The 22,663-nt window shown below is 61.8% G+C and carries 19 protein-coding genes; 11 read left to right on the top strand and 8 right to left on the bottom strand.

Annotated features, from left to right (window positions below; genetic code table 11):
* Positions 1-39 precede the first annotated feature (39 nt).
* From FZ025_RS05550 to FZ025_RS05520, 7 genes are all read left to right on the top strand, one after another.
* Positions 40-825: an ABC transporter permease gene (locus FZ025_RS05550; RefSeq protein ID WP_046981518.1), complete on the top strand. Its 786-nt coding sequence runs from the start codon at positions 40-42 to the stop codon at positions 823-825.
* Positions 822-2,108 (top strand): ABC transporter ATP-binding protein, encoded by a 1,287-nt coding sequence (locus FZ025_RS05545; RefSeq protein WP_046981519.1) that lies wholly within the window; start codon positions 822-824, stop codon positions 2,106-2,108. Before FZ025_RS05550 ends, FZ025_RS05545 begins: the two co-directional genes overlap by 4 nt.
* Before the next feature lie 39 nt (positions 2,109-2,147).
* Positions 2,148-4,565: a methyltransferase domain-containing protein gene (locus tag FZ025_RS05540; RefSeq protein ID WP_046981520.1), complete on the top strand. Its 2,418-nt coding sequence runs from the start codon at positions 2,148-2,150 to the stop codon at positions 4,563-4,565.
* A 48-nt stretch (positions 4,566-4,613) separates the two neighbouring features.
* Complete coding sequence (locus tag FZ025_RS05535) at positions 4,614-5,681, top strand: glycosyltransferase family 4 protein (protein WP_208803743.1); 1,068 nt, start codon at positions 4,614-4,616, stop codon at positions 5,679-5,681.
* Between the two features lie 20 nt (positions 5,682-5,701).
* Positions 5,702-7,453 carry a glycosyltransferase family protein gene (locus tag FZ025_RS05530; protein ID WP_104557812.1) on the top strand — a complete coding sequence of 584 codons (1,752 nt, stop codon included), beginning with the start codon at positions 5,702-5,704 and terminating at the stop codon, positions 7,451-7,453.
* Between the two features lie 552 nt (positions 7,454-8,005).
* Positions 8,006-9,040 carry a GDP-mannose 4,6-dehydratase gene (gene gmd / locus FZ025_RS05525; RefSeq protein ID WP_046980124.1) on the top strand — a complete coding sequence of 345 codons (1,035 nt, stop codon included), beginning with the start codon at positions 8,006-8,008 and terminating at the stop codon, positions 9,038-9,040.
* Positions 9,018-9,968 (top strand): NAD-dependent epimerase/dehydratase family protein, encoded by a 951-nt coding sequence (locus FZ025_RS05520; protein ID WP_046980123.1) that lies wholly within the window; start codon positions 9,018-9,020, stop codon positions 9,966-9,968. The genes gmd and FZ025_RS05520 overlap by 23 nt, the downstream gene beginning before the upstream one ends.
* A gap of 157 nt (positions 9,969-10,125) precedes the next feature.
* On the opposite strand, the gene FZ025_RS05515 is transcribed toward FZ025_RS05520, so the two are convergent.
* From FZ025_RS05515 to FZ025_RS05485, 7 genes are all read right to left on the bottom strand, one after another.
* Complete coding sequence (locus FZ025_RS05515; RefSeq protein WP_046980122.1) at positions 10,126-12,153, bottom strand: hypothetical protein; 2,028 nt, start codon at positions 12,151-12,153, stop codon at positions 10,126-10,128.
* The gene (locus FZ025_RS05510; RefSeq protein WP_046980121.1) at positions 12,154-13,473 is read right to left on the bottom strand and encodes an NAD(P)/FAD-dependent oxidoreductase; all 1,320 of its coding nucleotides are present in this window, start codon (positions 13,471-13,473) and stop codon (positions 12,154-12,156) included. It abuts the gene before it with no gap.
* Positions 13,470-13,892, bottom strand: coding sequence for a GtrA family protein (locus tag FZ025_RS05505; protein ID WP_046980120.1), 423 nt, complete (start codon positions 13,890-13,892; stop codon positions 13,470-13,472). The genes FZ025_RS05510 and FZ025_RS05505 overlap by 4 nt, the downstream gene beginning before the upstream one ends.
* Positions 13,889-14,866: a glycosyltransferase family 2 protein gene (locus FZ025_RS05500; RefSeq protein ID WP_244292465.1), complete on the bottom strand. Its 978-nt coding sequence runs from the start codon at positions 14,864-14,866 to the stop codon at positions 13,889-13,891. Before FZ025_RS05500 ends, FZ025_RS05505 begins: the two co-directional genes overlap by 4 nt.
* Positions 14,844-15,545 (bottom strand): NAD-dependent epimerase/dehydratase family protein, encoded by a 702-nt coding sequence (locus FZ025_RS05495; RefSeq protein ID WP_046980119.1) that lies wholly within the window; start codon positions 15,543-15,545, stop codon positions 14,844-14,846. Before FZ025_RS05495 ends, FZ025_RS05500 begins: the two co-directional genes overlap by 23 nt.
* A 166-nt stretch (positions 15,546-15,711) precedes the next feature.
* The gene (locus FZ025_RS05490) at positions 15,712-16,662 is read right to left on the bottom strand and encodes an electron transfer flavoprotein subunit alpha/FixB family protein (RefSeq protein WP_046980118.1); all 951 of its coding nucleotides are present in this window, start codon (positions 16,660-16,662) and stop codon (positions 15,712-15,714) included.
* A gap of 107 nt (positions 16,663-16,769) precedes the next feature.
* A complete protein-coding gene (locus FZ025_RS05485) occupies positions 16,770-17,516 on the bottom strand; it encodes an electron transfer flavoprotein subunit beta/FixA family protein (RefSeq protein ID WP_046980117.1) in 747 nt (248 codons plus the stop codon).
* Positions 17,517-17,749: 233 nt separating this feature from the next.
* On the opposite strand from FZ025_RS05485, the gene rfbB reads away from it, so the two are divergent.
* Genes rfbB through rfbD form a run of 4 tightly spaced genes read left to right on the top strand, consistent with a single transcriptional unit; the run spans position 17,750 to position 21,180 of the window.
* Positions 17,750-18,805 carry a dTDP-glucose 4,6-dehydratase gene (rfbB, locus tag FZ025_RS05480; protein WP_046980116.1) on the top strand — a complete coding sequence of 352 codons (1,056 nt, stop codon included), beginning with the start codon at positions 17,750-17,752 and terminating at the stop codon, positions 18,803-18,805.
* A 16-nt stretch (positions 18,806-18,821) separates the two neighbouring features.
* Complete coding sequence (gene rfbA / locus FZ025_RS05475; RefSeq protein WP_046980115.1) at positions 18,822-19,709, top strand: glucose-1-phosphate thymidylyltransferase RfbA; 888 nt, start codon at positions 18,822-18,824, stop codon at positions 19,707-19,709.
* The gene (gene rfbC, locus FZ025_RS05470) at positions 19,706-20,263 is read left to right on the top strand and encodes a dTDP-4-dehydrorhamnose 3,5-epimerase (protein WP_046980114.1); all 558 of its coding nucleotides are present in this window, start codon (positions 19,706-19,708) and stop codon (positions 20,261-20,263) included. The genes rfbA and rfbC overlap by 4 nt, the downstream gene beginning before the upstream one ends.
* Positions 20,260-21,180: a dTDP-4-dehydrorhamnose reductase gene (rfbD, locus tag FZ025_RS05465; protein ID WP_046980113.1), complete on the top strand. Its 921-nt coding sequence runs from the start codon at positions 20,260-20,262 to the stop codon at positions 21,178-21,180. The genes rfbC and rfbD overlap by 4 nt, the downstream gene beginning before the upstream one ends.
* Positions 21,181-21,255: 75 nt before the next feature.
* Here the strand turns inward: rfbD and FZ025_RS05460 are convergent, their stop codons facing one another.
* Positions 21,256-22,659: a mannose-1-phosphate guanylyltransferase/mannose-6-phosphate isomerase gene (locus FZ025_RS05460; protein ID WP_046980112.1), complete on the bottom strand. Its 1,404-nt coding sequence runs from the start codon at positions 22,657-22,659 to the stop codon at positions 21,256-21,258.
* Between the last annotated feature and the right edge of the window lie 4 nt (positions 22,660-22,663).

Here is a 22,663-nt window from a genome sequence, read left to right as displayed (position 1 = left end):
CCGCGTCGACAAAAATATGCAGAGGTGGCAGTGTTGGGCATGATCAGATCCATATGGGCTTATCGATATTTCATTCTTTCATCGATCAAGAATGATCTACGGTTGCGTTTTGTCCGAAGCAAGTTGGGGGCCCTGTGGATGATCATTCATCCGCTCATGCAGGTGGTGATCTTCGCCACGATTCTGTCGGAAGTGTTGTCGGCGAAGCTTCCCGGTGTCAGTAACAAATACGGTTACGCTCTCTACCTCATGGCGGGGACGCTGTTCTGGAGCATGTTTGCCGAGACCATCGGAAGATGCGTCTCGCTGTTCGTGGAGAACGGCAACCTCATGAAGAAGCAGGCATTCCCGCGCATCTGTCTGCCCCTCGTGGCCGGTGGCACTGTATTTGTGAACAATTTGCTATTGTTCGTCGCCATCCTTCTCGTGTTCGCGGCGCTGGGGCACTCCCCGGGGCCTCTGGTCGCATGGTTGCCGCTGCTGATGCTGCTCACGTTGGGATTTGCGATGTCGGTGGGCTTGCTGCTGGGCGTCTTCAACGTTTTTGTGCGCGATATCGGGCAGGTCGTGCCGGTCGTGCTCCAGGCTTTGTTCTGGCTGACGCCGGTCGTCTACAGCATCAACATCCTTCCCGAACAGGTGCAGAATCTGTTCAAGCTCAATCCCCTGTTTCACCTCGTGACCGCTTACCAGGGAGTGCTCCTGTACGACCGTCCCCCCGTCTGGACGGACTTGTGGCCCCTGATCGCGGCCACGTTGGTGCTCGGTGCCGCTTCGCTCGTCGTCTTCCGTCGTGCAAGTGCGGAAATGGTGGACGCGCTGTGAGCGCTGTACTGATGATCGAAGGTCTGGGCAAGTCGTATCGCGTATGGGGCAGCGAGTGGCTGCGTGCCGCAAGCTGGTTCGGCATGAAGGTCCGGCCGCGCGAAGAGCATTGGGTGCTGCGGAATGTCGGATTTTCCATAGCTCCCGGCGAGTCGATCGGGATCATGGGGCGCAATGGCGCGGGAAAGAGCACTCTGCTCAAGTTGATCACCGGTACTTCCCAGCCCACCGAAGGTCGAATCGTCCGGCGCGGACGCATCGCCGCCATTCTCGAACTCGGCATGGGCTTCAACCCAGAATTGAGTGGGCGCGACAATGCACGGCATTCCGCGGGCCTCATGGGTTACACGCTGGACCGGATCGAGGCCGTCCTTCCCGAGATCCAAGAGTTCGCCGAAATCGGCGAGTACTTCGATGAGCCTGTCCGTACCTATTCGAGTGGCATGCAAGTCCGGGTCGCCTTCGCGGTCGCTACGGCGTTTCGTCCCGACATCCTGATCGTCGACGAGGCGCTGTCGGTCGGGGATGCCTATTTCCAGGCAAAATGCTTCAAGCGCATCCAATTCTTCAAGGATCAAGGTACGACCCTTATTCTCGTCAGTCACTCGGTGGGCGATATCGTAAAGCACTGCGACCGGGCTATCTTGATCAAGGATGGCGGCGTACATGCGGATGGGCCCGCCCGCGAAGTATCCAACCTGTATCTGGACGAGCTATTCGGCAAGAAGAGCGCTTCGCTGAACGCGGATGCAAAGGGCGTGTCATCCAGCATGGGGAGCGGAAGCGAGGATGTCTTCCACGCTCGTCCCTACTACAACGTCAACGAACATCGTTGGGGCCAGGGCGGCGCCCGCATCGTAGATTACATGGTCGTCAGTGACGGACAAGAGTTTCCGTCGCGCGTGGAAAGTGGCGCCAGAACGGAGTTCTACGTCAAGATTGCCTTCGATGGCGATTTCGAAAGCGTCATTCCGGGATTCCTGGTGAAGACGCTGGAAGGTCTGTTCCTGTACGGAACGAATTCGTTTCTCCTGAGCGAGGGAAGGGCGGGCATCGCGGCCAAGGCGGGCGAGGTGATCGTCTGCAAATTCAGCATGCCGCTTGATCTCAATGAAGCGAACTACCTCGTATCGTTCGGCGTGTCGAGTGGCGATCCGTTGGCGGAGTTGACGCCCCTCGATCGTCGATACGATGCCGTCTTGCTGGACGTTGCGCGAGGCATGCAGTTCTGGGGGATGATGGACTTGAAGGCCGATTTCGAGGTCGTGGATGCATTTCTATAGCCTCCTGGACGCCACCATGAACAAAGAGAATGACGAGTCATGAACGAGTCACAGAACATCGCCGGGCTTGTGGCCGCGCTGCCAGAGAAATATCAGCCGATCTACGCGCATCCAGAACTTTCAGAGGGCAGTTCGCGCGGTTGCGAGGATCGGCTCTTGCTGATCCGCGAGTGCGCGCGTCGGCTCCAGTCGGTGCTGGGGCGCTCCATTCGGGTATTGGACCTGGGGTGCGCACAGGGCTTTTTTTCGTTGAGCTTGGCTGCGGACGGTCATGGCGTGCGCGGAGTGGATTTCCTCGATCGTAATGTGGCCGTGTGCCAGGGGCTGGCTCGGGAACACCCGGAGTTCGATGCGGTATTCGAGCACGCCACGATCGAGGAGGTGGTTGAGCGGTTGGGCGCTGGCGAGTACGACCTGGTGCTTGGCTTGAGTGTGTTCCATCATCTGGTGCATGCCCAGGGCGTGGCACGGGTGAATGAGCTGTGTCGAAAGTTGGCGGACGTCACCTGCGCCGCCATCTTCGAAATGGCGCTTCGGGAGGAGCCGCTCTACTGGGCTGCCTCTTTGCCTCAGGATCCCGCTGAGCTATTGGCCAGCTTCGGGTTCGTTCGGCTGCTCTCGCGACAGGCGACGCACCTGTCGACGGTTTCGCGGCCGCTGTACTACGCCAGCAACAGGTTCTGGTATGTAGGAGATGCCTTGGGGGAATTCGAGACATGGTCGGCTGATTCGCATGCCTATGCCCGCGGGACACACAAGGCCAGTAGGCGCTACTACTTCGGCAAGGACGTGTTCGTAAAGAAGATGACGCTGGGCTTAGGGGGCAGGGCGGAAATCAACTTGCAGGAATTCAACAACGAGGTCGGATTTCTACAGAATCCGCCGCACTCCTATCCAGCTCCCAGATTGATTAATGCGCTCAACGACTCGTCGGATCTGTGGCTTGTCAGGGAGAAGACGGAAGGGCGGCTGTTGTCCGAGCTTATCGACGATGGATCGCCTTACAGTGCCGACCGCGTTATATCGGAGTTGCTGGAGCAGCTGGTCATCCTGGAAAGGGCGGGTCTTTACCATAACGATGTGCGTTGCTGGAACGTGCTAGTTTCCGAAGATGGGCGTGCCGTCCTGATCGATTACGGAGCGATCTCCGACGCGCCCGAGGACTGTTCCTGGCTTGGTGATCTTTTGCTGTCTTTCCTGATCACGGTCAAGGAAATCGTGGACCGTCGTATCGTGCCGTCAACTCCTGGTCGCGAACCCGCTCTCGATTTCATGACTCTTCCGGATCGCTATCGAAACGCCTGCATACGCCTGTTCGGTCAGAATCAACGGGGCTGGACATTCGCCGAGCTCCAGGTTTGCTTGTCGGAGTCGAGTCCAGCATCCATGGCCGCTCCGGAATGGGCCGGCATTTACACGCGTCTGCAACGCGCGTTGCTCAGTTACAACTCGCGCCTTGGTTTGCTGCAGACGCAGAGCGAACACGACCGGATCGAGTTGGTTACGCGGGCGGCTTCGTTGGACGAGATCCGTAGAAAGGCGCAGGAAAGCCAGGAGCAGGTCTCTGCGCTGCAGTTCGAGCTTGAGATGGCCAACACCCGGTATCGCGATCTCGAGGAGCGCAGTCGACGGCTGGTAGAGTGGTCGCGGGAGCTGGAGTCCCGCGTGTACGAGACGCAGGAGAGCAACGCAGGTCTATCCGCGCGGATTGAGGAGCTTGGAAGCCAGGAAAAGGTCGCTGCGATGCAGCTGGAGCTTGAGATGGCCAACACCCGCCATCGCGATCTCGAGGAGAGCGGTCGGCGATTGGCAGAATTGTCTCGAGCGCTGGAGTTCCGTGCGTACAAGTCGCAAGAGAGCAATGTAAGTCTGTCCGCGCGGATTGTGGAACTTGAAATGGATCTGGAGGAACACCAACGTGCGCGCGAGTTGGCCGAACTGCTTGCTGCAGATGTGGAACGTCTGACGGCGGAGCGCGATGCGCTGCAGGTGGCGGCGTCTGGTGGGCGGCTTCTGAAGGATCAGCACGAGGCGTCCATACGAGATCTCCAGGCGAAGATCGCATCGCACCTGCAAAGGGCCGAACGGTCGGAGACCTCGCGCAGCCATGACAGGCGGCGGCTGGAGGAGTTGCATGTGAATCTTTCGCAGCGGGTCCACACCGTCGAGTCGGCCCGCAATCGCATTCGTGAGCTTGAGTTTGCCGTCGAAGCCCTCGAGCGGCAGGTTGCAAGCATTCACGACAGTCGTTCATGGCGCGTCACCGCGCCCTTGAGGTGGTTCTCCACGGCCGTGCTCGGGCGCCCTAGAGCGGCCCTTGTTCGGTCGCGCCCGATCGGGGCAAGAGGAGATGCCGCCGTTGCGGATGCGGGGCTGCCCACCCCGGCCGACGCGGCCTTAGAGAAGAGGCTGGCCGCACTTGATCAGCTTGGCAGTCGGATCAGGAAGTCGCGGTGACGATTTGCGAAGAATAATTGCAGTGGTAAGGACATCATCGAAGAGGGAATGATCTTGAAGAGAGTCGTCGTGCTTGGCGCGCAAGTGCCGTTCGTTCGGGGAGGCGCCGAGCTCCTCAATGAGGAGTTGGTCCGGCAGATCAATCTGTGGGGAAAGGGGCGCAGCGTCGTCGCAGAGCTGGTGCAGCTGCCTTACAAGTGGTATCCGGAATCCGAGATCCTGTCCTCGATGCTGTCGTGGCGGTTGCTTGATCTGAATGAAAGCAACGGGCAGAAGATCGACCTGTGCATCTGCACGAAGTTTCCGACTTATGCCGCCGCGCATTCGAACAAGGCGCTGTGGCTCGTGCATCAGCACCGGGTCCTCTATGACCTGGAACGGACGCGCTTCGACATTCCCCACCTCACCGCCAGGGACATGGCGCTGCGTGATGCCGTCCGCGCCTCGGATAAAGAACTGTTGGCGGAGATCGATCCGCGCTACACGATCTCCCAGACCGTTACCGACCGTCTGCAGCAGTATTGCGGGCTGGCGTCCAACGTGCTGTATCCCCCCTCCAAGCTCGCTCCGTTCATCCAGCCGGGCGATTATGGAAACTACGTGCTGTGCATCGGTCGACTCGAGTCGATGAAGAGGCCCGATCTGCTGATACGTGCGGTACAGCACGTGCCTCATGCGAGGGTCGTCATCGCAGGCACCGGTGCGGGCGAGTATGCGCGATCTCTGGCGCCGCTTGTGCATCAGCTGGGCGTTGAGGATCGGGTGGAACTCGCGGGTTTCGTCGAGGATGAGAAGCTGCTTGAGTTGATATCCAACTGTCGTGCGGTCTTCTACTCTCCCGTCGACGAGGACTACGGTTTCGCGACTTTGGAAAGCTTCGCGGCACACAAGCCCGTGATCACTGTCGACGACAGCGGCGAAGTCGGCCGAATCGTCCAGTCGACCGGTAGCGGCTGGGTGACAAGCCCTACGCCGGAGGCGATCGCCGAGAGCCTGATTGCGTGCTATTCCAAACAACCGGCAGAACTTAGGGAGCTGGCAGACGCAGGGCATCAGCTCAGCACAACCATCACATGGGACCGGGTGATACGTAATCTCTTGGAGACCCGGCTTTGAGCATGCCGTTTCGAGTTGCGATGGTTGGACCGCAACCTCCCGAGCGTTCGGGGATTGCGGAGTATACGGCCGGCCTCGTGGAAATGCTCCGCGATCGTGGGCTGCACGTTGATCCGGTGACGCAGACGGACATGAAGCGTAGAGGGGTGTCGCACGTGCTAGGCACGCTGCGCTCTGCGGATGCCGTGGTTTACCAGATGGGCAATCATCCTGGGTTCCATGGCTGGATGCTTCCGCTCATGGCCGTGGTACCAGGCATCGTGCACCTGCACGATCTGGTGTTGCATCACATGACTGCGGGCGTGCTGGACAAGGAGGGGCGCCTGACCAACGGGGACTATGTCGAGTTGCTGGCGAAGTGGCAATCACCGGACCAGGTCAGGTCCGCGGCCCTTGCGCTGCGCAGCGGATTTCCGATTTGGAACCGTGATGAGGTCGTGCACTATCCGCTACATGAGGTAGTCACGAAGTTCGCCACCGAAGTGATAGTGCATTCCCACTACACGGCGAACAGGATCGCCGAGGTCTTCCCCTGGCTGCCGGTAAAGGTCGTACCCCAACTGTATCCGGTGGTGGCGCCGCATCGCGTCCGGGGGCGATTGAAGACCATCGCGCTCATGGGGGGGGGGCAGGGGAACCGTCGTTTCGACTGGATTGCCAGCGCACTTTCGTCGATCGATACCGGCCTGGAAGAGCCCCTCATCGTGGAGATCGCGGGTGAAGTGGATCCGGCTGTTTTGGTTCATTTGCAGGCAATTCAGGCGCTGGACAATGTTCGACTGATCAATCATGGCCATGTCGATGACGAGCAGTTCTGGAAGGTGTTCGAACGTGCCGATCTGATGATCGCCTTGCGGCAACCGACGATGGGAGAAGCGTCGGCTGTGGTGTGCAAGGCCTTGCAGGCTGGACTGCCAGTCATCGTGTCGGATCACGGTTGGTACGCCGAACTCCCTCCCTGTGTCAAGAAGGTATTGCCCGACACGGAGTGCCCAGGGTCGCTGGCGGACCTGCTGCTGCACATGGTGCGTGATTCGCAGTTTTTTTCCGACTGGGCGGAAGAGTGCGTGGACCAGGCGGGACACCCCGCACTGGATCCCTTTCCCGCGACCGAAACGTACGCCGAGATGCTGCGGAGCCATTGTGTCTTTTCCGATTTCCGCGACCGCGTGGCGCATGCCATTTCGAGTATGAAGGTGGACGTCGAGTCCCCGCTATGCAGCGAATTGCATAGGATCGACGTTCGCGCCACGCTGCGCGGCGATCGGTGGGTCGACCGGGCGCTGGCCGCCCTGGCGGACCAGGAGCTGGACTCGCACGCTCGGATCATGGGCGACGCGGCGCGGCCATATCCCTATGGCGAGGCGCTGCCGGAGAGCGCCTTTCAGGGCAGCGCAGTTGTTGTGGAGCACGATGTGGGCGTGGTCGAACCTTCCAGCAGGATCTGTTTGCGGGTGGAATTGATCAATGATAGTCAGTTTGCTTGGTTGAGTCCGAGGGATCATTCGGTCAGGCCGTTCGGGATTTATCTCGGGCACTTCTGGATCTCTTCCGATCCGACAACGCAGCCAACTGAGCAGCCACGACACTTCATCGAGGAGACGGTTGCCCCTTCTTTCTCGGGTATCCAGGAAATCACTGTGCGCGCGCCGGATTTTCCCGGCGACTACCACCTTGAGATCGACCTTGTTCAAGAGTCGGTCTGTTGGTTCAAGAACAGGGGGTTTGCAGCGGCGCGGCTCTTCGTGAGGGTCCGGGCAGCCGAGGCATGATCGTGCGTATCAGCGTATCAGCGTATCAGCGTATTTCGGGTTTCCGGTCGTGAAGGAAGCTTCCGACCGCAAACCGTTTGCGGGTACTATGGTCTCGGCCCTGGCTTGGCCGCTGCGCCGGGCTTCGGTTCACCCGATGCTGATCCCTCGCGCGCAGGACGACAGCCCCGACGTTGCCAATTCAGGAAGCTGCTGGTATGACGAACACCTGCTGCCGAGCACTGCTGGCGCCGGGTGGGTCAATTGGCCAGTCTTGGCCCCAGGCGGCGCGTTGGTACGATTCGGGCGTCCGTGGCCAATGCAGGCAAGTTTGGAATCGATTCGACAGCCAGCTCCCATCGCTCTTGGCGTTTTGTCGATGGTTTCAGTGTGGACTTGAGGCAGGACTTCGGGTTGGCACGTCTGCCGACGGTTATCAAGGCAGAACGTGGCATGTAGCGAAAATGACATCCCACTCGCCACGCACTGGCTGGCAGGATCCAAAGAATTCCGGCTTCGCGTCGACTCGCGAGAGACCGGAAACAGCCCTTTAAAATAGTAGAGAATGTGTTGATGAAAACTGCATTGATTACCGGAATCTCAGGACAGGATGGTGCTTACCTGGCGCAGCTGCTTCTGGACAAGGGATACCGTGTATTTGGTACTTACCGCCGCACAAGTTCTGTGAATTTCTGGCGGATCGAGGAACTTGGCATCGCGGGGCATCCCAATCTGGGTCTGATCGAATACGATCTGACCGATCTCGGGTCGAGCATCCGGATGCTGGAAAGCACGGGAGCTACCGAAGTCTACAACCTCGCGGCCCAGAGCTTCGTGGGGGTTTCGTTCGACCAGCCGACAACCACCGCCCAGATCACCGGTATCGGTGCGGTCCACGTCCTCGAAGCGATCAGGCAGGTCAACAAGGACGTGCGCTTTTACCAGGCATCGACTTCCGAGATGTTCGGCAAAGTGCAGGCCGTGCCCCAGATCGAAAGCACGCCGTTCTACCCGCGCAGCCCCTATGGCGTAGCCAAGCTGTATGCGCACTGGATGACCGTCAACTACCGGGAGAGCTATGGCATCTTCGGATCGAGCGGCATCCTCTTCAATCACGAGAGTCCTTTGCGTGGGCGCGAGTTCGTGACGCGCAAGATCACCGACTCGGTGGCGAAGATCAAGCTCGGTTTGCTGGACTGCCTGGAGCTGGGAAACCTCGACGCGAAGCGCGACTGGGGATTTGCCCGCGAGTACGTCGAGGGCATGTGGCGGATGCTGCAGGCTGGTGAGCCGGACACCTTTGTTCTTGCTACCAATCGGACCGAGACTGTGCGTGATTTCGTGCGGATGGCTTTCAAGGGCGCCGGGATCGACGTCGAGTTCCGCAACAGCGACTTGGACGAGATCGCGGTGGATGTAGACACCGGCAAGACGGTGATGCGAATCAATCCGAAGTTCCATCGCCCTGCAGAGGTGGAGCTGCTCATCGGCAATCCGGAAAAGGCCGAGCGCGTGCTGGGCTGGCGTCCTGAGACGAATCTGGAGGAACTCTGCCAGATGATGGTGAATGCGGATCTTAAAAGGAATGAACGTGGTGCTTCCTTCTGACCTGGCGGGAAAGCGGATTCTGGTCACGGGTGCGTCCGGATTCACCGGGCGCTATGTAACCGCCGAACTGAAGCGCCAGGGATGCGAGGTGGTGGGGCTTGGCGGTGCGGACCACTCCGTGCCCCAATGGGCACGCGGGCTGGCCCCGGCCGACAGGCACTACCACGCCGACCTGCGCGATCGTGTCGCTCTGCGTGAGGCGCTGGAGGCGAGTCGCCCCGACATCATCGTCCATTTGGCGGCGCTTGCCTTCGTGGGGCACGGCAGCGCGGACGACTTCTACAACGTCAACCTGATGGGGACGCGACACCTCCTGGAGGCCGTCGACGCCGCTGCGCTTTCCCCGGTGCGCCTGCTGATCGCCAGTAGCGCCAACGTCTATGGAAATTCTTCAGCTGGCCGACTGGACGAGTCCATCAGCCCTGCGCCAGCCAACGACTACGCCATCAGCAAACTGGCCATGGAACATGTGGTCCGGCTCTGGCAGGGACGCCTGCCCCTGATCGTGGTCAGGCCGTTCAATTACACGGGCAGGGGGCAGGCGGACAACTTCCTGATTCCGAAGATCGTTTCGCACTTCGCGAGGCGCGAATCGCGCATCGAGTTGGGCAATCTCGATGTATCGCGGGATTTCGGCGATGTCAGGGCGGTGGCCTCCGCCTATCGGCAATTGCTCGAATCGGATGATGCGGTAGGCCGCACCATCAATGTGTGCTCCGGTACTGCCTATTCACTCCAGGAAGTGATCGATCTGTGCGCGCAGATCGCAGGGCACACTCTGGACGTCGCCGTGAACCCTGCGTTCGTCAGGACGAACGAGGTGAAGGTGCTCTGCGGCGACAATGGGCTGCTTCAAGTACTCACCGCCGGCACCTGGTCTTGTCCGCCCTTGCGGCAGACGCTCGAATGGATGCTCGAGACGGGTTGATCGGGCGTCAGTCGTTCGCGCCAGCACGGCGCACGAGGCCATCCAGGGCACTGTGCCCCGGGGAACCGGGGCGCAGCGACGATCTTTGGTGAAGTGCTGCCCAATAAGCGACCGGCACGCGCACCGGAGAGATGCGCGACCGAGGCCGAGACCGCAGTTAGCGCGTGCTCGGCGACAATTGTAGGGAGATTAGATAGATCCCCAGCACTCGGTTGTCCAAAGACATGCCGAGCTGAGCGGGCGAAGCGGGATGGTCATAATGAAGTTCGACCTGCACCTCGGCGCCCGCTGGCAGTTCCGGCAATGCAATCTTGATCTGTTGAGGCTGTGGCGCCGACGCCGTCAGGGTCGTCTGCTGCCATGCTCCGCCATTGACGCGCGCGCCGATCGCCATGGACTGGCGTTTTGGCGCCCACAGGCCGTTGACCTGAAGAAGCAGCCGACTGCCTTCCGTCGTAGCCTCTTCCATTCGCAGCCGCAGACTCGAATCGTCACCCAGCGACCAGACCCCTGAGGGCTCATCGGCCGACCAGCCCTCGCTGAGGTAGGGGCGTAAACCAGCGACACTGATGGAGCGCGCTGCCGGAAAGATAGGTGCCTTCGGTAGGGCTTGGCGGTCAATGCTGAAATACTGGGGCGAGGTCGGCCGCTCCTTGAAGTTCGAGGCAATCAATGCGGCGCCGCTCTCCGGAGTCAGTGCGCATGCCCCGGTCGGATAGACCGTCAACGTGCTTGATTCCTGGCCGGGCATGAAGAGAGCCTTGCGGCACCTGGGTCCCACCACCAGCGCAGGAAGCGTCGGGCGCAGTTCTCCAATGCCCGAATTGCGTTCGTAGAAGACTTCCTCGGTCGGGCTCCAGAGCCAGGGGACGTAGCCATAGATGAGCGAGGCCGCTCGACTGGGAGTGAGGTAGGACTCGATCTTCGCCGGCCACGCAAGGCGCATGCCGAGGACCACCGCGAGCACGGCGATCGCCCATGTCGCGCGTCCCAGCCAGCGGCTCCATTGCGACTGCTTCAGAGGTCCGAGCAGGGCGATGAGCGGATAGAAGAGGCAGATGTACCACAGTCCATAGCGGGCAGGACCGAAAGTGCCGCCGGAGTTGACGTTGGTCGTGGCCGCTTGCGCGGTCATCGCAGCCAAGGCATAGATGGCCACGAAGCCCGCTGCGATCGGCGTCGGGCGCGGGAAGCGCTTGGCGATCACCCCGTGGAGGCCCACGGCCAGGATGACGAGACCCAGGGGCCAGTTCGGGATGAGTCCGATGTCCGGGTCGAAAATGTATCGTAGGGACGAAAGGATATGGAGGTCGGAGACCTGCGCCCCGCCATTGATCAGCTGTGGGGTAAAGCTGCCGAATCGCGCGAAGTAATAGAACGGATGCAGCAAGGCGACCATCGGGGCCAGCGTCAGTGCCACGACCTCGAGTAGCGACATTCTGGTCTCGCGCGACGTCGCATGCGCGAACAAGGCGATCGTGCAGGCGACAAACGCCGGAACCACGAAGCTGATGTTCTGGGTGGTAACGACTGCGAGCAAGAGGCCGGCATACGCCCAGCGCTGCCGCAGCGCGCAAGCCAGTGCTGCGGTGCTGAGCGCCGCCGTGAAAAGTTCGGTGTGGACCTTGTTGCAATACCAGAGGGCCGGTGACGCAAAGAGGATGGCCGCCGCCGCCAGAGTCCCTCGCCACCCGTGCAGATGGGCGCACAAGAGCAACAGACCCGCGACCAGCACAGCATGAAGCAGCATGAAGTGCGCATGCGACTCGTGACTGAGGCCGATCAACTCGCCGGCTCGACCGATCGCGGCCGCGGCTACCGGATAGAACCAGAAATGATTGAAATCCGTTCCGCCGTTGGAAGTCAGGCGCTGATAGAACGCCTGCAAATCGGCAGCCGGCTGCATCCCGCGGATCTGTCCCGACTCCCGCAGCTGCTCGTAGGCAGCCCACGTCTCCGCCTGGACATACGGCCGATGCTCAATGCTGATGGCCATTTCCATCGCATAGTATTCGGAGCCGTCGCCCGTTCTGTCCTTCGGGAAACTGCAGAGGATCGGATACAGCACCACGACAATAAGCAGCCCCGCGCAAAGATACAGCGCCGCGATGGAGATGCGTCGCTGGTTCGCGGAGGGGTTGCGGCGCTTATCGTCCGTGCCCTGGACAATGTACTCGGTGGCCATTTATCGCGAATCCGATGCCAGGATGTCCGTGGCGAGGTTCCTGCCTTCGCGGACCGCGTAGTTCGTGCCCCGATCCTCTGGATAGACCTGGGCCATGCTGGTCAGGTACACGTTGCGAAGCGGGGTCTCGCGGCCCGGCACCAACGTGGAGTAGTGCTTCTCTGCGATCGGCTGCGCGTATTCGGCCCGCCATACGTGTACGTCCTGGATCCAGCTCCGATCGAAGGCCGGGAACATCTTCTGCAGATGCGGCAGCGAGAAGTCAACGAGTTCCTGGTCCGTCATCGTATACATGGGATGGCTGGTGGGCAGGTACTTGGAGAGATACACGATGTGGCGGCCACCGTAGGAGCTGGCCGGTTCGAAGTTCGTGTGCTCAATCACGCCGACGTATGGAAAGCCAGGGTCGTTCACGTTCAGCCAATAGGTTTCCGACAGACTGCGATCAAGCGACAACACCATGCAGACATTGGCCAGGTAGCGGATACGCCGCAGCGAGTGGAGAAATGCGTCGTCGACCGTGCCCTGCAGGAGATCGGCGGAGATCGGGAAAGCCGTGGACAGCACCACGTTGTCGGCATGGATGTCTCCGTCCGCGAGTCGAACGCCGCTTGCGACTCCATTGCGGGCGATCACCGAGGTAGCCCCCGTGCCCAGCCTGATTTCTCCGCCAAGCCGGACGATCGCTTCGCCCAGCTTCTCGGCCAGGGCCGCGAAGCCGCCTCGGTAGTATGCGAGCACTTCATCGCCTGAACTACTGCGGCTACCGCCGCGTAGAACCAGCTTCTTCCAGAACCAGACTGCGGAAACGTCATCCGCGACGTCGCCGAACTTGCCGACCAGCAGCGGATCCCAGACGACGTTGTACGCGTTCTCTCCGCACAGATCGAGCAGCCACTCCTTGGCACTGAGATTCTCCAGCTTCTTCCAATCCTTGACGGAGCGGGCACGCAGTACGGCGATGCCGAGCCGGATGCGATCGATGAACGGCAGGGCATTGAATCGCAGCAGGTCCATCGGCGTGCTAAGGCGGAAGAACTGGTCGGCGAAGTACATGCCGGTTCGAGTGGGGCGCAGCACGATGTTGTCGTTGGCGCCCAGTTCCTCGATCAGCTTGAAGATTTCGACGTCGTTGTTGAACCAGTGGTGGTAGAACTTCTCCAGGACCTGGTCGCCCACCTTGAAGCCGCCGGCCAGGCCGCCGAGTTCCTGGTCGCGTTCGACGACAACTACTTTCCGGCCCTGCTTGGCGAGTTCATAGGCAACAGACAGGCCGGCGAAACCGCCACCGATGATCACAGTATGGAATTGGTTGCTCATTTGCTTGAGATGCTCGTAGGTGCCCGGAACGTGATGGCCCGGTTGAGAGAGAATTGAAGAACTAGGACCACAGCCAATGTCGCAAGCTTTGCCCAAAGCGGACCCCAGCCGAGGATAGAGACCAGTACCCACAGCAGGGCGCTAGAAACGAGGTAGCCGATCAGCGCCGTCCCGAGGAAGAGGCCAAGCCGCTGCAGGGTGCGGTCGTATGTCTGGAAGGTGAAGTGGCGATTGAGGGTGAAGCTGGCCAGGGTGCCGGCGATATAGCCTGCTGCGTTCGCGATCTGGTAGTTGGTGTCCAGCCAGATGAGCACGGTATAGAGACACAGGTCCAGGCACACGCCGGTGCCGCCGCAGATCGCGTAAAGCAGGAATTGCCGGATGCGTGGATCTTCCAGCGCCGCGCGGAATGGTTTCATGGTGTAGTCGATTCGCCGGGGGACGGGATGTTGGCGGTTGATTCGATCACCACCTGTGGCGTGGCATTGACATGGCGCAAGGCACGGCCGAGATACTCGCCGATCACGCCGAGCGCCAGCAGCTGGATGCCGCCGACGATGAGCGTGCAGACCATCAAGGAAGCCCAGCCGACCGGCATGGCGTTGAAGATGAAGCGCTGGATGATGAACAGGAGCGCCAACAGGAAGCCCAGCATGGACACCGCGATCCCGGTCAGCGACGCCAGGCGCAGCGGAAATACCGAAAAGCTCGTGGCCATCTTCAGCCACAGCGAGACCGATTTGCGCAGGCTATAGCCAGACTGGCCGTCGGCGCGTGCGTGGTGGTCGATCTTGATGCTGGTGATGCTCGCCGTGTTTGCCAGGATCAGCCCGTCCAGATAGACGTTGGGCCCTGTGAACTTGATGAGCTCGTCGCGAATGCCCGATACCATTGCGCGGAACGGGGACAGATACAGCCCGGGGGCCTTGCCAAGCAGGTAGACGGCCATGCGGTCGTTGAACGCGCTTCCAGCTTTCTTCCACAGCGCATGTTGTTTGGCGTGGAAGCTCGCGTAACAGACATCGTAGCCCTCGGCGAGGGCCGCCAGCAGTTGGGGGATATCTTCCGGATTGTGCTGCAGGTCGTCGTCCATGGTCACGATCTGCCGTCCACGCGCTACGCGCAAGCCGGCCATGATGGCGTTGTGCTGGCCGGCGTTCTTTCGCAGATTGACCACCTTCCACCAACTGCGCGCGCGCGCCAGCTCGAGGAGCACTTCCCGCGAACGGTCGGGACTGCAGTCGTTGACCAAGATGACCTCGAACGAATCGCCAAACATCGCAGGCAGCGTCTGGCCAAGCTTTTCTGCGAGCGTCGGCAGGATGGATTCGCTCCGATAGACCGGAATGACGACGGACAGCACGCAGGTATCAGCGGACATCGTGGTGGCCATAATATTTCTGTAGAAGGCGCCAGGTGTAACCTGGACTCACGTCGATGCCAAGCGTTGGGGCCATCTTGACCATCAGAGCGGCGTCGGGCCGCGCACCACCCTTGCGTTCGACGATCTCGCGCCGTGCGGTCAGGCCCATGATGGACTCCATCGCATCCACCAGCTCGGGCATCGTGATCACTTCCGGCGGGGCAAGCGTCGCCAGCACTTGCCGGAGCCCACTGCTTCTGAGGAGGGACATGGTGATCGCCGCGACGTGCTCAACATCGATCAGGCAGCGGACGGCGCCCGACCACATGGGAATTGGTTCGCCACTGCGCAAGCGGTTGGCAAGGAAATTGGTTAGGGTGTGCGGGTTGCCCGTGAGTCCCACAACTTGTGGCAAACGTAGGACCAGGTAGTCGCCACCGCGTTCGATGACCTTCTGCTCCATGCGCACCTTGTGGCGTCCATAGTGCCCATTGCCGCGGTCGGGGTCTTCGATGCTGCAGGTGCTGAAATAGACGAACATACCGGTTGCTGCGGCCAGGTGTTCCTCCAGCAGCGCCTGTTCGCGCGCATACGCGGAAGGGTCGGTCTCGTTGGAATTCGAAACGCCTGACGCGAACAGCGTGGTTTCCAATGCCTCGATGGCATGGGCATCGAAAGCTGATGCGAGCAGTCCTCTGCCGACGATCATAGGCTGGCTGGGTCCTCTGGAGCGGGGGGCGCGGGCATGGCGCTGCATCTCAGTGCACGTCACCCATGCCAGATGCGAGATTGAATAGAGTACGCAAGTTTATGGCAAATGCAGCTGCGGTGATTGCCCGTGGAGGGAATCCTCCCTCTGGCAGCGCGGGCACGTCCTAGCCTGCTTCCTTCTCAAGCTCCGGCAGGATCGTGAAAAGGTCTCCGACCAGGCCGATGTCTGCGATTTCGAAGATGGGTGCGTCTGCGTCCTTGTTGATGGCCACGATCGTGCCGGCGTCCTTGATGCCAGTCAGGTGCTGGATCGCACCGCTGATGCCGATGGCCACGTACAACTCGGGTGCGATGATCTTGCCGGTCTGGCCGACCTGGAGTTCATTCGGCACGTATCCGGCGTCGACCGCGGCGCGCGAGGCGCCGACCGCAGCGCCTAGCTTGTCGGCCAGCTTGTAGATGATCTGGAAGTTCTCCTGCGAGCCGACGCCGCGGCCCCCTGACACTACGCGCTTGGCGCTCTGCAGGTCGGGACGGTCGTTCCGGCCAGCGGCCAGACCAATGAAGCGGGTATGTGTTGGTAGGTTGACATCGATGCTCGCAGCCTCGATTGCCGCACTGCCGCCGCTCTTCGCAGCCTCCGGCCATGAGGCGCTGCGCACGGTCGCGACGACCACCTGATCTGTCGGTGCTTTCACGGTGATGATCGCATTGCCGGCGTAGATGGGCCGTTTGAAGGTGTGGCTGTCCTCGACGGCCATCAGATCCGAGACCTGGTTGACGCCGAGCAGTGCAGCAACCACCGGCATCAGATCCTTGCCGAATGTGGTCGAGGGGCCGAACACATGGCTGTAGCCGTTGGTTCGGGTCAGTGCTGCAATCTGGGGGCCGAGTACCTGAGCGAGTGCCTGGGCATTGGCCGGGTTGGCGACCGTAAGCACCCGTGCGATGCCGTCGATCTGCGCAGCCTGGGCTGCGACCGACGCCGGATCGGCAGCTAACACGACGATGTCGATGGTCTGTGGCGACAATGCCTGCGCAGCGCCGACTGCCTTGGTGGTGGCCGCATTGAGCTGGCCGTTGAGGTGCTCGGCAATGACGAGAACAGTGGACATGATGGGAGATTCCTGGATTTGTCTATCCCCGCGCAGCGGGAACTCGGTGACTTCAATGGAAAGCCTCAGGCCTCGCCCGCTTCCCTGAATGGGGCGGGCGAGTTGGCTTACAGCAGTCCCTTTTGCTTCAGGGCTGCGACCAGTTCGGCGGCGTCCTTGACCATCACGCCGCGGCTGCGTTTCGCCGGCGATGCGTAGTGGGTAGTCTGCAGGCTGTCGTGTGCGTCGACGCCGAGATCGGCGAACGGCACGCTCTGCAGTGGCTTGGACTTGGCTTTCATGATGTCGGGCAACTTGATGAAACGCGGCTCGTTCAGGCGCAGATCGGTGGTGACCACGGCCGGTAGCTCGACTTCCAGGGTCTCCAGTCCCGCATCCACCTCGCGAGTCACGGTTGCCTTCCCATCGGCGATCTCCAACTTGCCGGCGAAGGTAGCCTGGGGGCGGCCCCACAAGGTCGCCAGCATCTGCCCGGTCTGGTTCGCATCGTCATCGATGGCCTGCTTGCCGAGGATCACTAGGTCGGGTTGCTCCTTCTCCACCAGCTTCAGCAGGGTGCGGGCCGCGGTCAAGGGCTGGATGGCGACGTCGGTGACCACGTGGATGGCACGGTTGGCGCCCATCGCCAGCCCGTTGCGCAGATGCGCCTGGGCGTCTGCGGGTGCGATCGTGACGACCACGACCTCGCTGACGATGCCCTTGTCGCGCAGGCGCAGCGCCTCCTCCAGCGCGATCTCATCGAAAGGATTGGGCGATAGTTTGACGCCGTCGGTCACCACGCCGGAGCCGTCCGGCTTGACCTGGATGCGGACGTTGTAGTCCACCACTCGCTTGTAGGCGACGAGGATCTTCATCGAGGAATGGTCCTTCAGAATGCGGAATGGCCCGGTCGCAGCTGAGCCTGCCGGGGAGGGGGGCAATTCTAACCCGGCTTGCATATTCGTGCGATTGCGTATGGTTTCTGCGGCAGCCACGGAGCAATCTGTCACCGCGGCTGAATAGATGCATTTGGCTGGCGGGCGATACCCGCTATGCTTGTAGACCATAGACCGCGCTGTGCACGTGAAAACTTATTCAGGAGACGTCAGTGGCAACTTGGCTGGTAACCGGCGGAGCCGGCTTCATCGGTGGCAACTTTGTCCTTGAGGCTGTGGCCCAGGGTGTCCGTGTGGTCAATCTCGATGCGCTGACCTATGCCGGCAACCTCAATACCTTGGCAGCGTTGCAGGACAACCCGGATCACATCTTTGTCCAGGGGGACATCGGGGATCGCGCCTCGGTGGGGCGTTTGCTTGCCGAGCACCGGCCCGATGCCGTGCTGAACTTCGCCGCAGAGAGCCACGTCGACCGCTCCATCGACGGGCCCGGCGCCTTCATCCAGACCAACGTGGTCGGTACCTTGGGCCTGCTCGAGGCTGTTCGCGACTATTGGAAGGCGCTGCCTGCTGAGAAGCGCGACACCTTCCGTTTCCTGCATGTTTCAACCGACGAGGTCTACGGCGCCCTGGGTGAAACCGGCAAATTCACCGAGACCACAGCCTATGCACCGAATTCGCCGTACTCCGCGTCCAAGGCGGCGTCGGACCATCTGGTGCGCGCCTTTCATCACACCTATGGGCTGCCCGTGCTGACCACCAATTGCTCCAATAATTACGGCCCATACCACTTCCCCGAAAAGCTCATTCCCCTCGTCATCGCGAAGGCGCTCTCTGGCGAGCCGCTGCCCGTTTACGGCGATGGCAAGCAGGTGCGCGACTGGCTGTTCGTTAGCGACCACTGCCAGGCCATCCGTACCGTGCTGGCGAAGGGCCGCTCGGGCGAAACCTACAATATCGGCGGAAATGCCGAGCGTCAGAACATCGAAGTGGTGCGCACCATCTGCGCGCTGCTCGATGAACGCCATCCCCGCCAGGACGGCCGACCGCGGTCCAGCCAGATAACCCATGTCGCCGACCGTCCTGGCCACGATCGCCGTTACGCGATCGACGCTTCCAAGATCAAGAGCGAGCTCGGTTGGGAGCCGAAGCGTACCTTCGAGCAGGGCATCGCATTTACCGTGGATTGGTACCTGGACAACCAGGCCTGGGTGCGCGGCGTGCTCGATGGCAGCTATCGCCTTGAGCGCATCGGTACGATGGCCTGATCACGGAGCGAGCGACATGAGCAAGCGCAAGGGCATTATTCTCGCCGGAGGTTCCGGAACCCGGCTGTATCCGATCACCCAAGGCATCAGCAAGCAGCTGCTGCCGGTGTACGACAAGCCAATGATCTACTACCCGCTCAGCGTGTTGATGCTGGCGGGCATTCGCGATGTGCTGATCATCAATACCCCGCACGAGCAGGCGTTGTTCCAGAACCTTCTGGGCGATGGCGCGCAGTGGGGCATGAACATCCGGTACGCGGTCCAGCAGAATCCGGACGGCTTGGCGCAGGCCTACCTGATCGGCCGCGACTTCGTGGGCGGGCAGCCGAGCTGCCTGGTTCTAGGCGACAACATCTTCCACGGCCACGGCCTGACCGAGACCTTGCGCCGTGCCGATGAGCGCAGGCATGGGGCCACTGTCTTCGGATACTGGGTGAACGATCCCGAGCGCTATGGCGTGGCCGAGTTCGACGCCGGTGGCAAGGTCATCGATATCGAAGAGAAGCCGGCTCGGCCGCGCTCCAACTATGCGGTCACGGGGCTTTATTTCTACGACGGCCGCGCCGTGGACTACGCCGCGGTTCTGAAGCCTTCTCCCCGCGGCGAGCTGGAGATCACGGACCTCAACCGCTGTTACCTGGAGGACGGATCCCTGCACCTCGAGGCGCTGGGCCGCGGTTATGCCTGGCTGGACACGGGTACGCACCAGTCGCTGCATGAGGCCGCCAATTTCATCGAGACCATTCAGGCGCGGCAGGGCTTGCAAGTGTGCTGCCCGGAAGAGATCGCCTTTGGCAACGGCTGGATCGGTCGCGAAGACCTCGAGCGGCTCGCGGCGCCATTGTCCAAGAATGCCTACGGTCGATATCTCCACGAACTGGCGCGGCGAGGTAAGGTGTTTTGAAGGTGATCGAGACCGCGTTGCCGGGATGTCTGGTCATTGAGCCGGTCGTCCACTCCGACGCGCGCGGGTTCTTCTTCGAGTCCTGGAATGCCGAGCCCTTCGCTGCGAAGGGGCTGCCCACGAGGTTTGTGCAAAGCAACTTTTCCTCATCGGCCCGCAGGGTGCTGCGCGGTCTGCATTACCAGTGGCCCCGCCCGCAGGGCAAGCTCGTCAGCGTGCTCGAAGGCGAAGTCTACGACGTGGCCGTGGACATCCGGCGCGGTTCTCCCCATTTCGGGCGGTGGACCGCGGCCGTGCTGAGTGGCGAGAACCGCCGCCAGCTCTGGATTCCCGAGGGCTTCGCCCACGGGTTCGCTGTTTTGTCGGAGCGTGCGGTCTTCCATTACTTGTGCACCGATGTGTACTTGAAGGAGGCGGATGCCGCTATCCGCTGGAATGATGACTTGATTGCCGTGGACTGGCCGATTGGCGAGCCGGTGCTGTCGGACAAGGACCGGGCCGCCCCGTTGTTCGGGGATGTGCCGCGAGATCGCCTGCCCGACTACACGCCATGACGGTGCTGGTATTCGGGGGGAACGGGCAAGTGGGGCAGGAATTGCGCCGCGCGCTCGGCGCGCTTGGGCCGGTCGTGGCGACGACGCGGACGGGTCGCCTTGCAGATGGCAGTACGTGCGCGAGGGCGGATTTCGCGCAGCAACAGGACCTCGTCGCCTTGCTTGAGCATTTGCGTCCGGCATGGGTGGTGAACGCGGCCGCCTATACCGCTGTGGATCGTGCAGAACAGGAACCAGAGGCTGCATTCTTGGCCAATGCGGAGGCTCCAGGCGTCATCGCGCACTGGTGTGCCGCGCACGGCGTTCCGCTCGTGCATTACTCGACCGACTATGTTTTCGATGGAGAAGGCGGCCGGCCGTATTTGGAGGATGCGCCGACTAGGCCACTGAGCGTCTACGGTGCGAGCAAGCTGGCGGGTGAACGTGCCATTCGTGAGGCCGGAGGCCGCCATCTGATTTTCCGGACCGCGTGGGTGCACGCCGCGCATGGGAACAATTTCCTTCGCACCATGCTGCGCGTTGGCGCCAATGGCGGTCAGTTGAGAGTCGTGGCCGATCAGGTCGGAACGCCGACGGCGGCCGCGCTGATTGCCGACCTCACAGCCCAGGTCATCGGTTCGGATGACGGACAGCGAACCGGGGTCTGGCACATGACTGCGGCCGGTGAGACCACCTGGCATGGGTTCGCCGAAGAGATATTCCGCCAGGCTGCGGCCATGGGGTTGATCCAGCAGGCGCCCTCGGTCGCCGCCATCGCCACGGCCGACTATCCTGCCCTGGCGCGACGGCCGATGTATTCGTGTCTGGATACAAGCAAGCTGCGCCGGGATTTCGGAATCCGGCCGCCCTCCTGGCAGGAGGGGGCGAGGCACGTATTGTCCGAACTCTCAGCCGTCCATCGAGCGGACTGCCGCTGATCGCCGCCCATCATGCAGGCGGCGACGGAACTCCGTCGCCGCTTCCTGCTTCTTGGTGCAGGTATGGCGCAGGTATCAGGTGCGCCCGTAAGTGTCCTCGAAGCGCACGATGTCGTCCTCGCCCAGATAGCTGCCGGACTGCACCTCGATCAGTTCCAGCGGCAGCTTGCCCGGGTTCTTCAGGCGATGGGTCACGCCCAGCGGGATGTAGGTGCTCTGGTTCTCGGTGAGCAGCAGCACTTCCTCGCCACGGGTGACCTCGGCGGTGCCGCTGACCACGGTCCAGTGCTCGGCGCGGTGGTGGTGCATCTGCAGGCTCAGCGTGGCGCCGGGCTTGACCGTTATGCGCTTGACCTGGAAGCGCTGGCCGTTGTCGATCGAATCGTAGGCGCCCCACGGGCGATACACCTTGCGATGCCAGGTGGCCTCGGAACGGCCGCTGGCCTTGATCCTGGCCACGATCTCCTTGACCTCCTGGATGCGCCCGCGGTGCCCGACCAGGACCGCATCGTCGGTCTCCACCACCACCACGTCCTGCAGCCCGACCATCGCGATCAGCCGCGAACCGTAGGCGTAGGTGTTGTGGCAATCGATCTCGATCACGTCGCCGTGGTGCGCATTGCCCTGCGCGTCCTGCGGCGAGACGTCCAGCAAGGCGGACCAGGACCCCACATCGTTCCAGTGCGCGTCCAGCGGCACCACCACCGCATCGGCGGTCTTTTCCATCACCGCGTAGTCGATCGAGTCCGACGGGCTGGCGGCAAAGGCGTCCTTGTCCAGGCGGGTGAAGTCGGCATCGCGGGTGGCCGCGTTCCACGCCCTGGTGCAGGCGTCGGCGATCGCCGGCTGGAAGCGGCGCAATTCCTCCAGGTAGCGCGAGGCGCGGAACAGGAACATGCCGCTGTTCCAGTAGTACTCGCCCGAGGCCAGATAACCCTGTGCAGTGGCCAGGTCCGGCTTCTCGACGAAGCGCTCGACCGCGCTGGCGCCGGTGCCGGCGCCGGCCTTGATGTAGCCGTAGCCGGTTTCCGGCGCGGTCGGCTTGATCCCGAAGGTGACCAGCTTGCCTTGCTCGGCCGCCGCCGCGGCAACCTGCACCGCGGCCTGGAACGCCGCTTCGTCGCGGATCACGTGATCGGAGGGCAATACCAGCAGCAGCGGATCGGCGCCGTTGCGGGTGGCTTCCAGCGCCGCCACGGCGATGGCCGGGGCGGTATTGCGGCCCTTGGGTTCGAGCAGGATCGATTGCGGCTTCACGCCGATCTGCTGCAATTGCTCGGCGGCCACGAAGCGGTGCTCCTCGTTGGCGACCACGATCGGCGCATGCCCGGCCACATGCGCCGCACGCAGCCAGGTGGCCTGCAGCATGCTGTGCTCGCCGACCAGCGGCAGGAACTGCTTCGGATAGGACTCGCGCGACAGCGGCCAGAGCCGGGTGCCGGAACCGCCGGACAGGATGATGGGAAGGACGTCGCTCATGGGC

This window comes from Xanthomonas hyacinthi (genome assembly GCF_009769165.1).
Classification (GTDB): domain Bacteria; phylum Pseudomonadota; class Gammaproteobacteria; order Xanthomonadales; family Xanthomonadaceae; genus Xanthomonas_A; species Xanthomonas_A hyacinthi.
This window is presented reverse-complemented; position numbering and strand designations above follow the sequence as displayed.

Bases quoted from the DNA above. Each gene is read 5' to 3' on its own strand.
- FZ025_RS05550 (WP_046981518.1), top strand. From the start codon at position 40: ATGATCAGATCCATATGGGCTTATCGATATTTCATTCTTTCATCGATC.
- FZ025_RS05540 (WP_046981520.1), top strand. From the start codon at position 2,148: ATGAACGAGTCACAGAACATCGCCGGGCTTGTGGCCGCGCTGCCAGAG.
- FZ025_RS05535 (WP_208803743.1), top strand. From the start codon at position 4,614: ATGATCTTGAAGAGAGTCGTCGTGCTTGGCGCGCAAGTGCCGTTCGTT.
- FZ025_RS05530 (WP_104557812.1), top strand. From the start codon at position 5,702: ATGGTTGGACCGCAACCTCCCGAGCGTTCGGGGATTGCGGAGTATACG.
- gmd (WP_046980124.1), top strand. From the start codon at position 8,006: ATGAAAACTGCATTGATTACCGGAATCTCAGGACAGGATGGTGCTTAC.
- FZ025_RS05520 (WP_046980123.1), top strand. From the start codon at position 9,018: ATGAACGTGGTGCTTCCTTCTGACCTGGCGGGAAAGCGGATTCTGGTC.
- FZ025_RS05515 (WP_046980122.1), bottom strand. From the start codon at position 12,153: ATGGCCACCGAGTACATTGTCCAGGGCACGGACGATAAGCGCCGCAAC.
- FZ025_RS05510 (WP_046980121.1), bottom strand. From the start codon at position 13,473: ATGAGCAACCAATTCCATACTGTGATCATCGGTGGCGGTTTCGCCGGC.
- FZ025_RS05505 (WP_046980120.1), bottom strand. From the start codon at position 13,892: ATGAAACCATTCCGCGCGGCGCTGGAAGATCCACGCATCCGGCAATTC.
- FZ025_RS05500 (WP_244292465.1), bottom strand. From the start codon at position 14,866: ATGGCCACCACGATGTCCGCTGATACCTGCGTGCTGTCCGTCGTCATT.
- FZ025_RS05495 (WP_046980119.1), bottom strand. From the start codon at position 15,545: ATGATCGTCGGCAGAGGACTGCTCGCATCAGCTTTCGATGCCCATGCC.
- FZ025_RS05490 (WP_046980118.1), bottom strand. From the start codon at position 16,662: ATGTCCACTGTTCTCGTCATTGCCGAGCACCTCAACGGCCAGCTCAAT.
- FZ025_RS05485 (WP_046980117.1), bottom strand. From the start codon at position 17,516: ATGAAGATCCTCGTCGCCTACAAGCGAGTGGTGGACTACAACGTCCGC.
- rfbA (WP_046980115.1), top strand. From the start codon at position 18,822: ATGAGCAAGCGCAAGGGCATTATTCTCGCCGGAGGTTCCGGAACCCGG.
- rfbD (WP_046980113.1), top strand. From the start codon at position 20,260: ATGACGGTGCTGGTATTCGGGGGGAACGGGCAAGTGGGGCAGGAATTG.
- FZ025_RS05460 (WP_046980112.1), bottom strand. From the start codon at position 22,659: ATGAGCGACGTCCTTCCCATCATCCTGTCCGGCGGTTCCGGCACCCGG.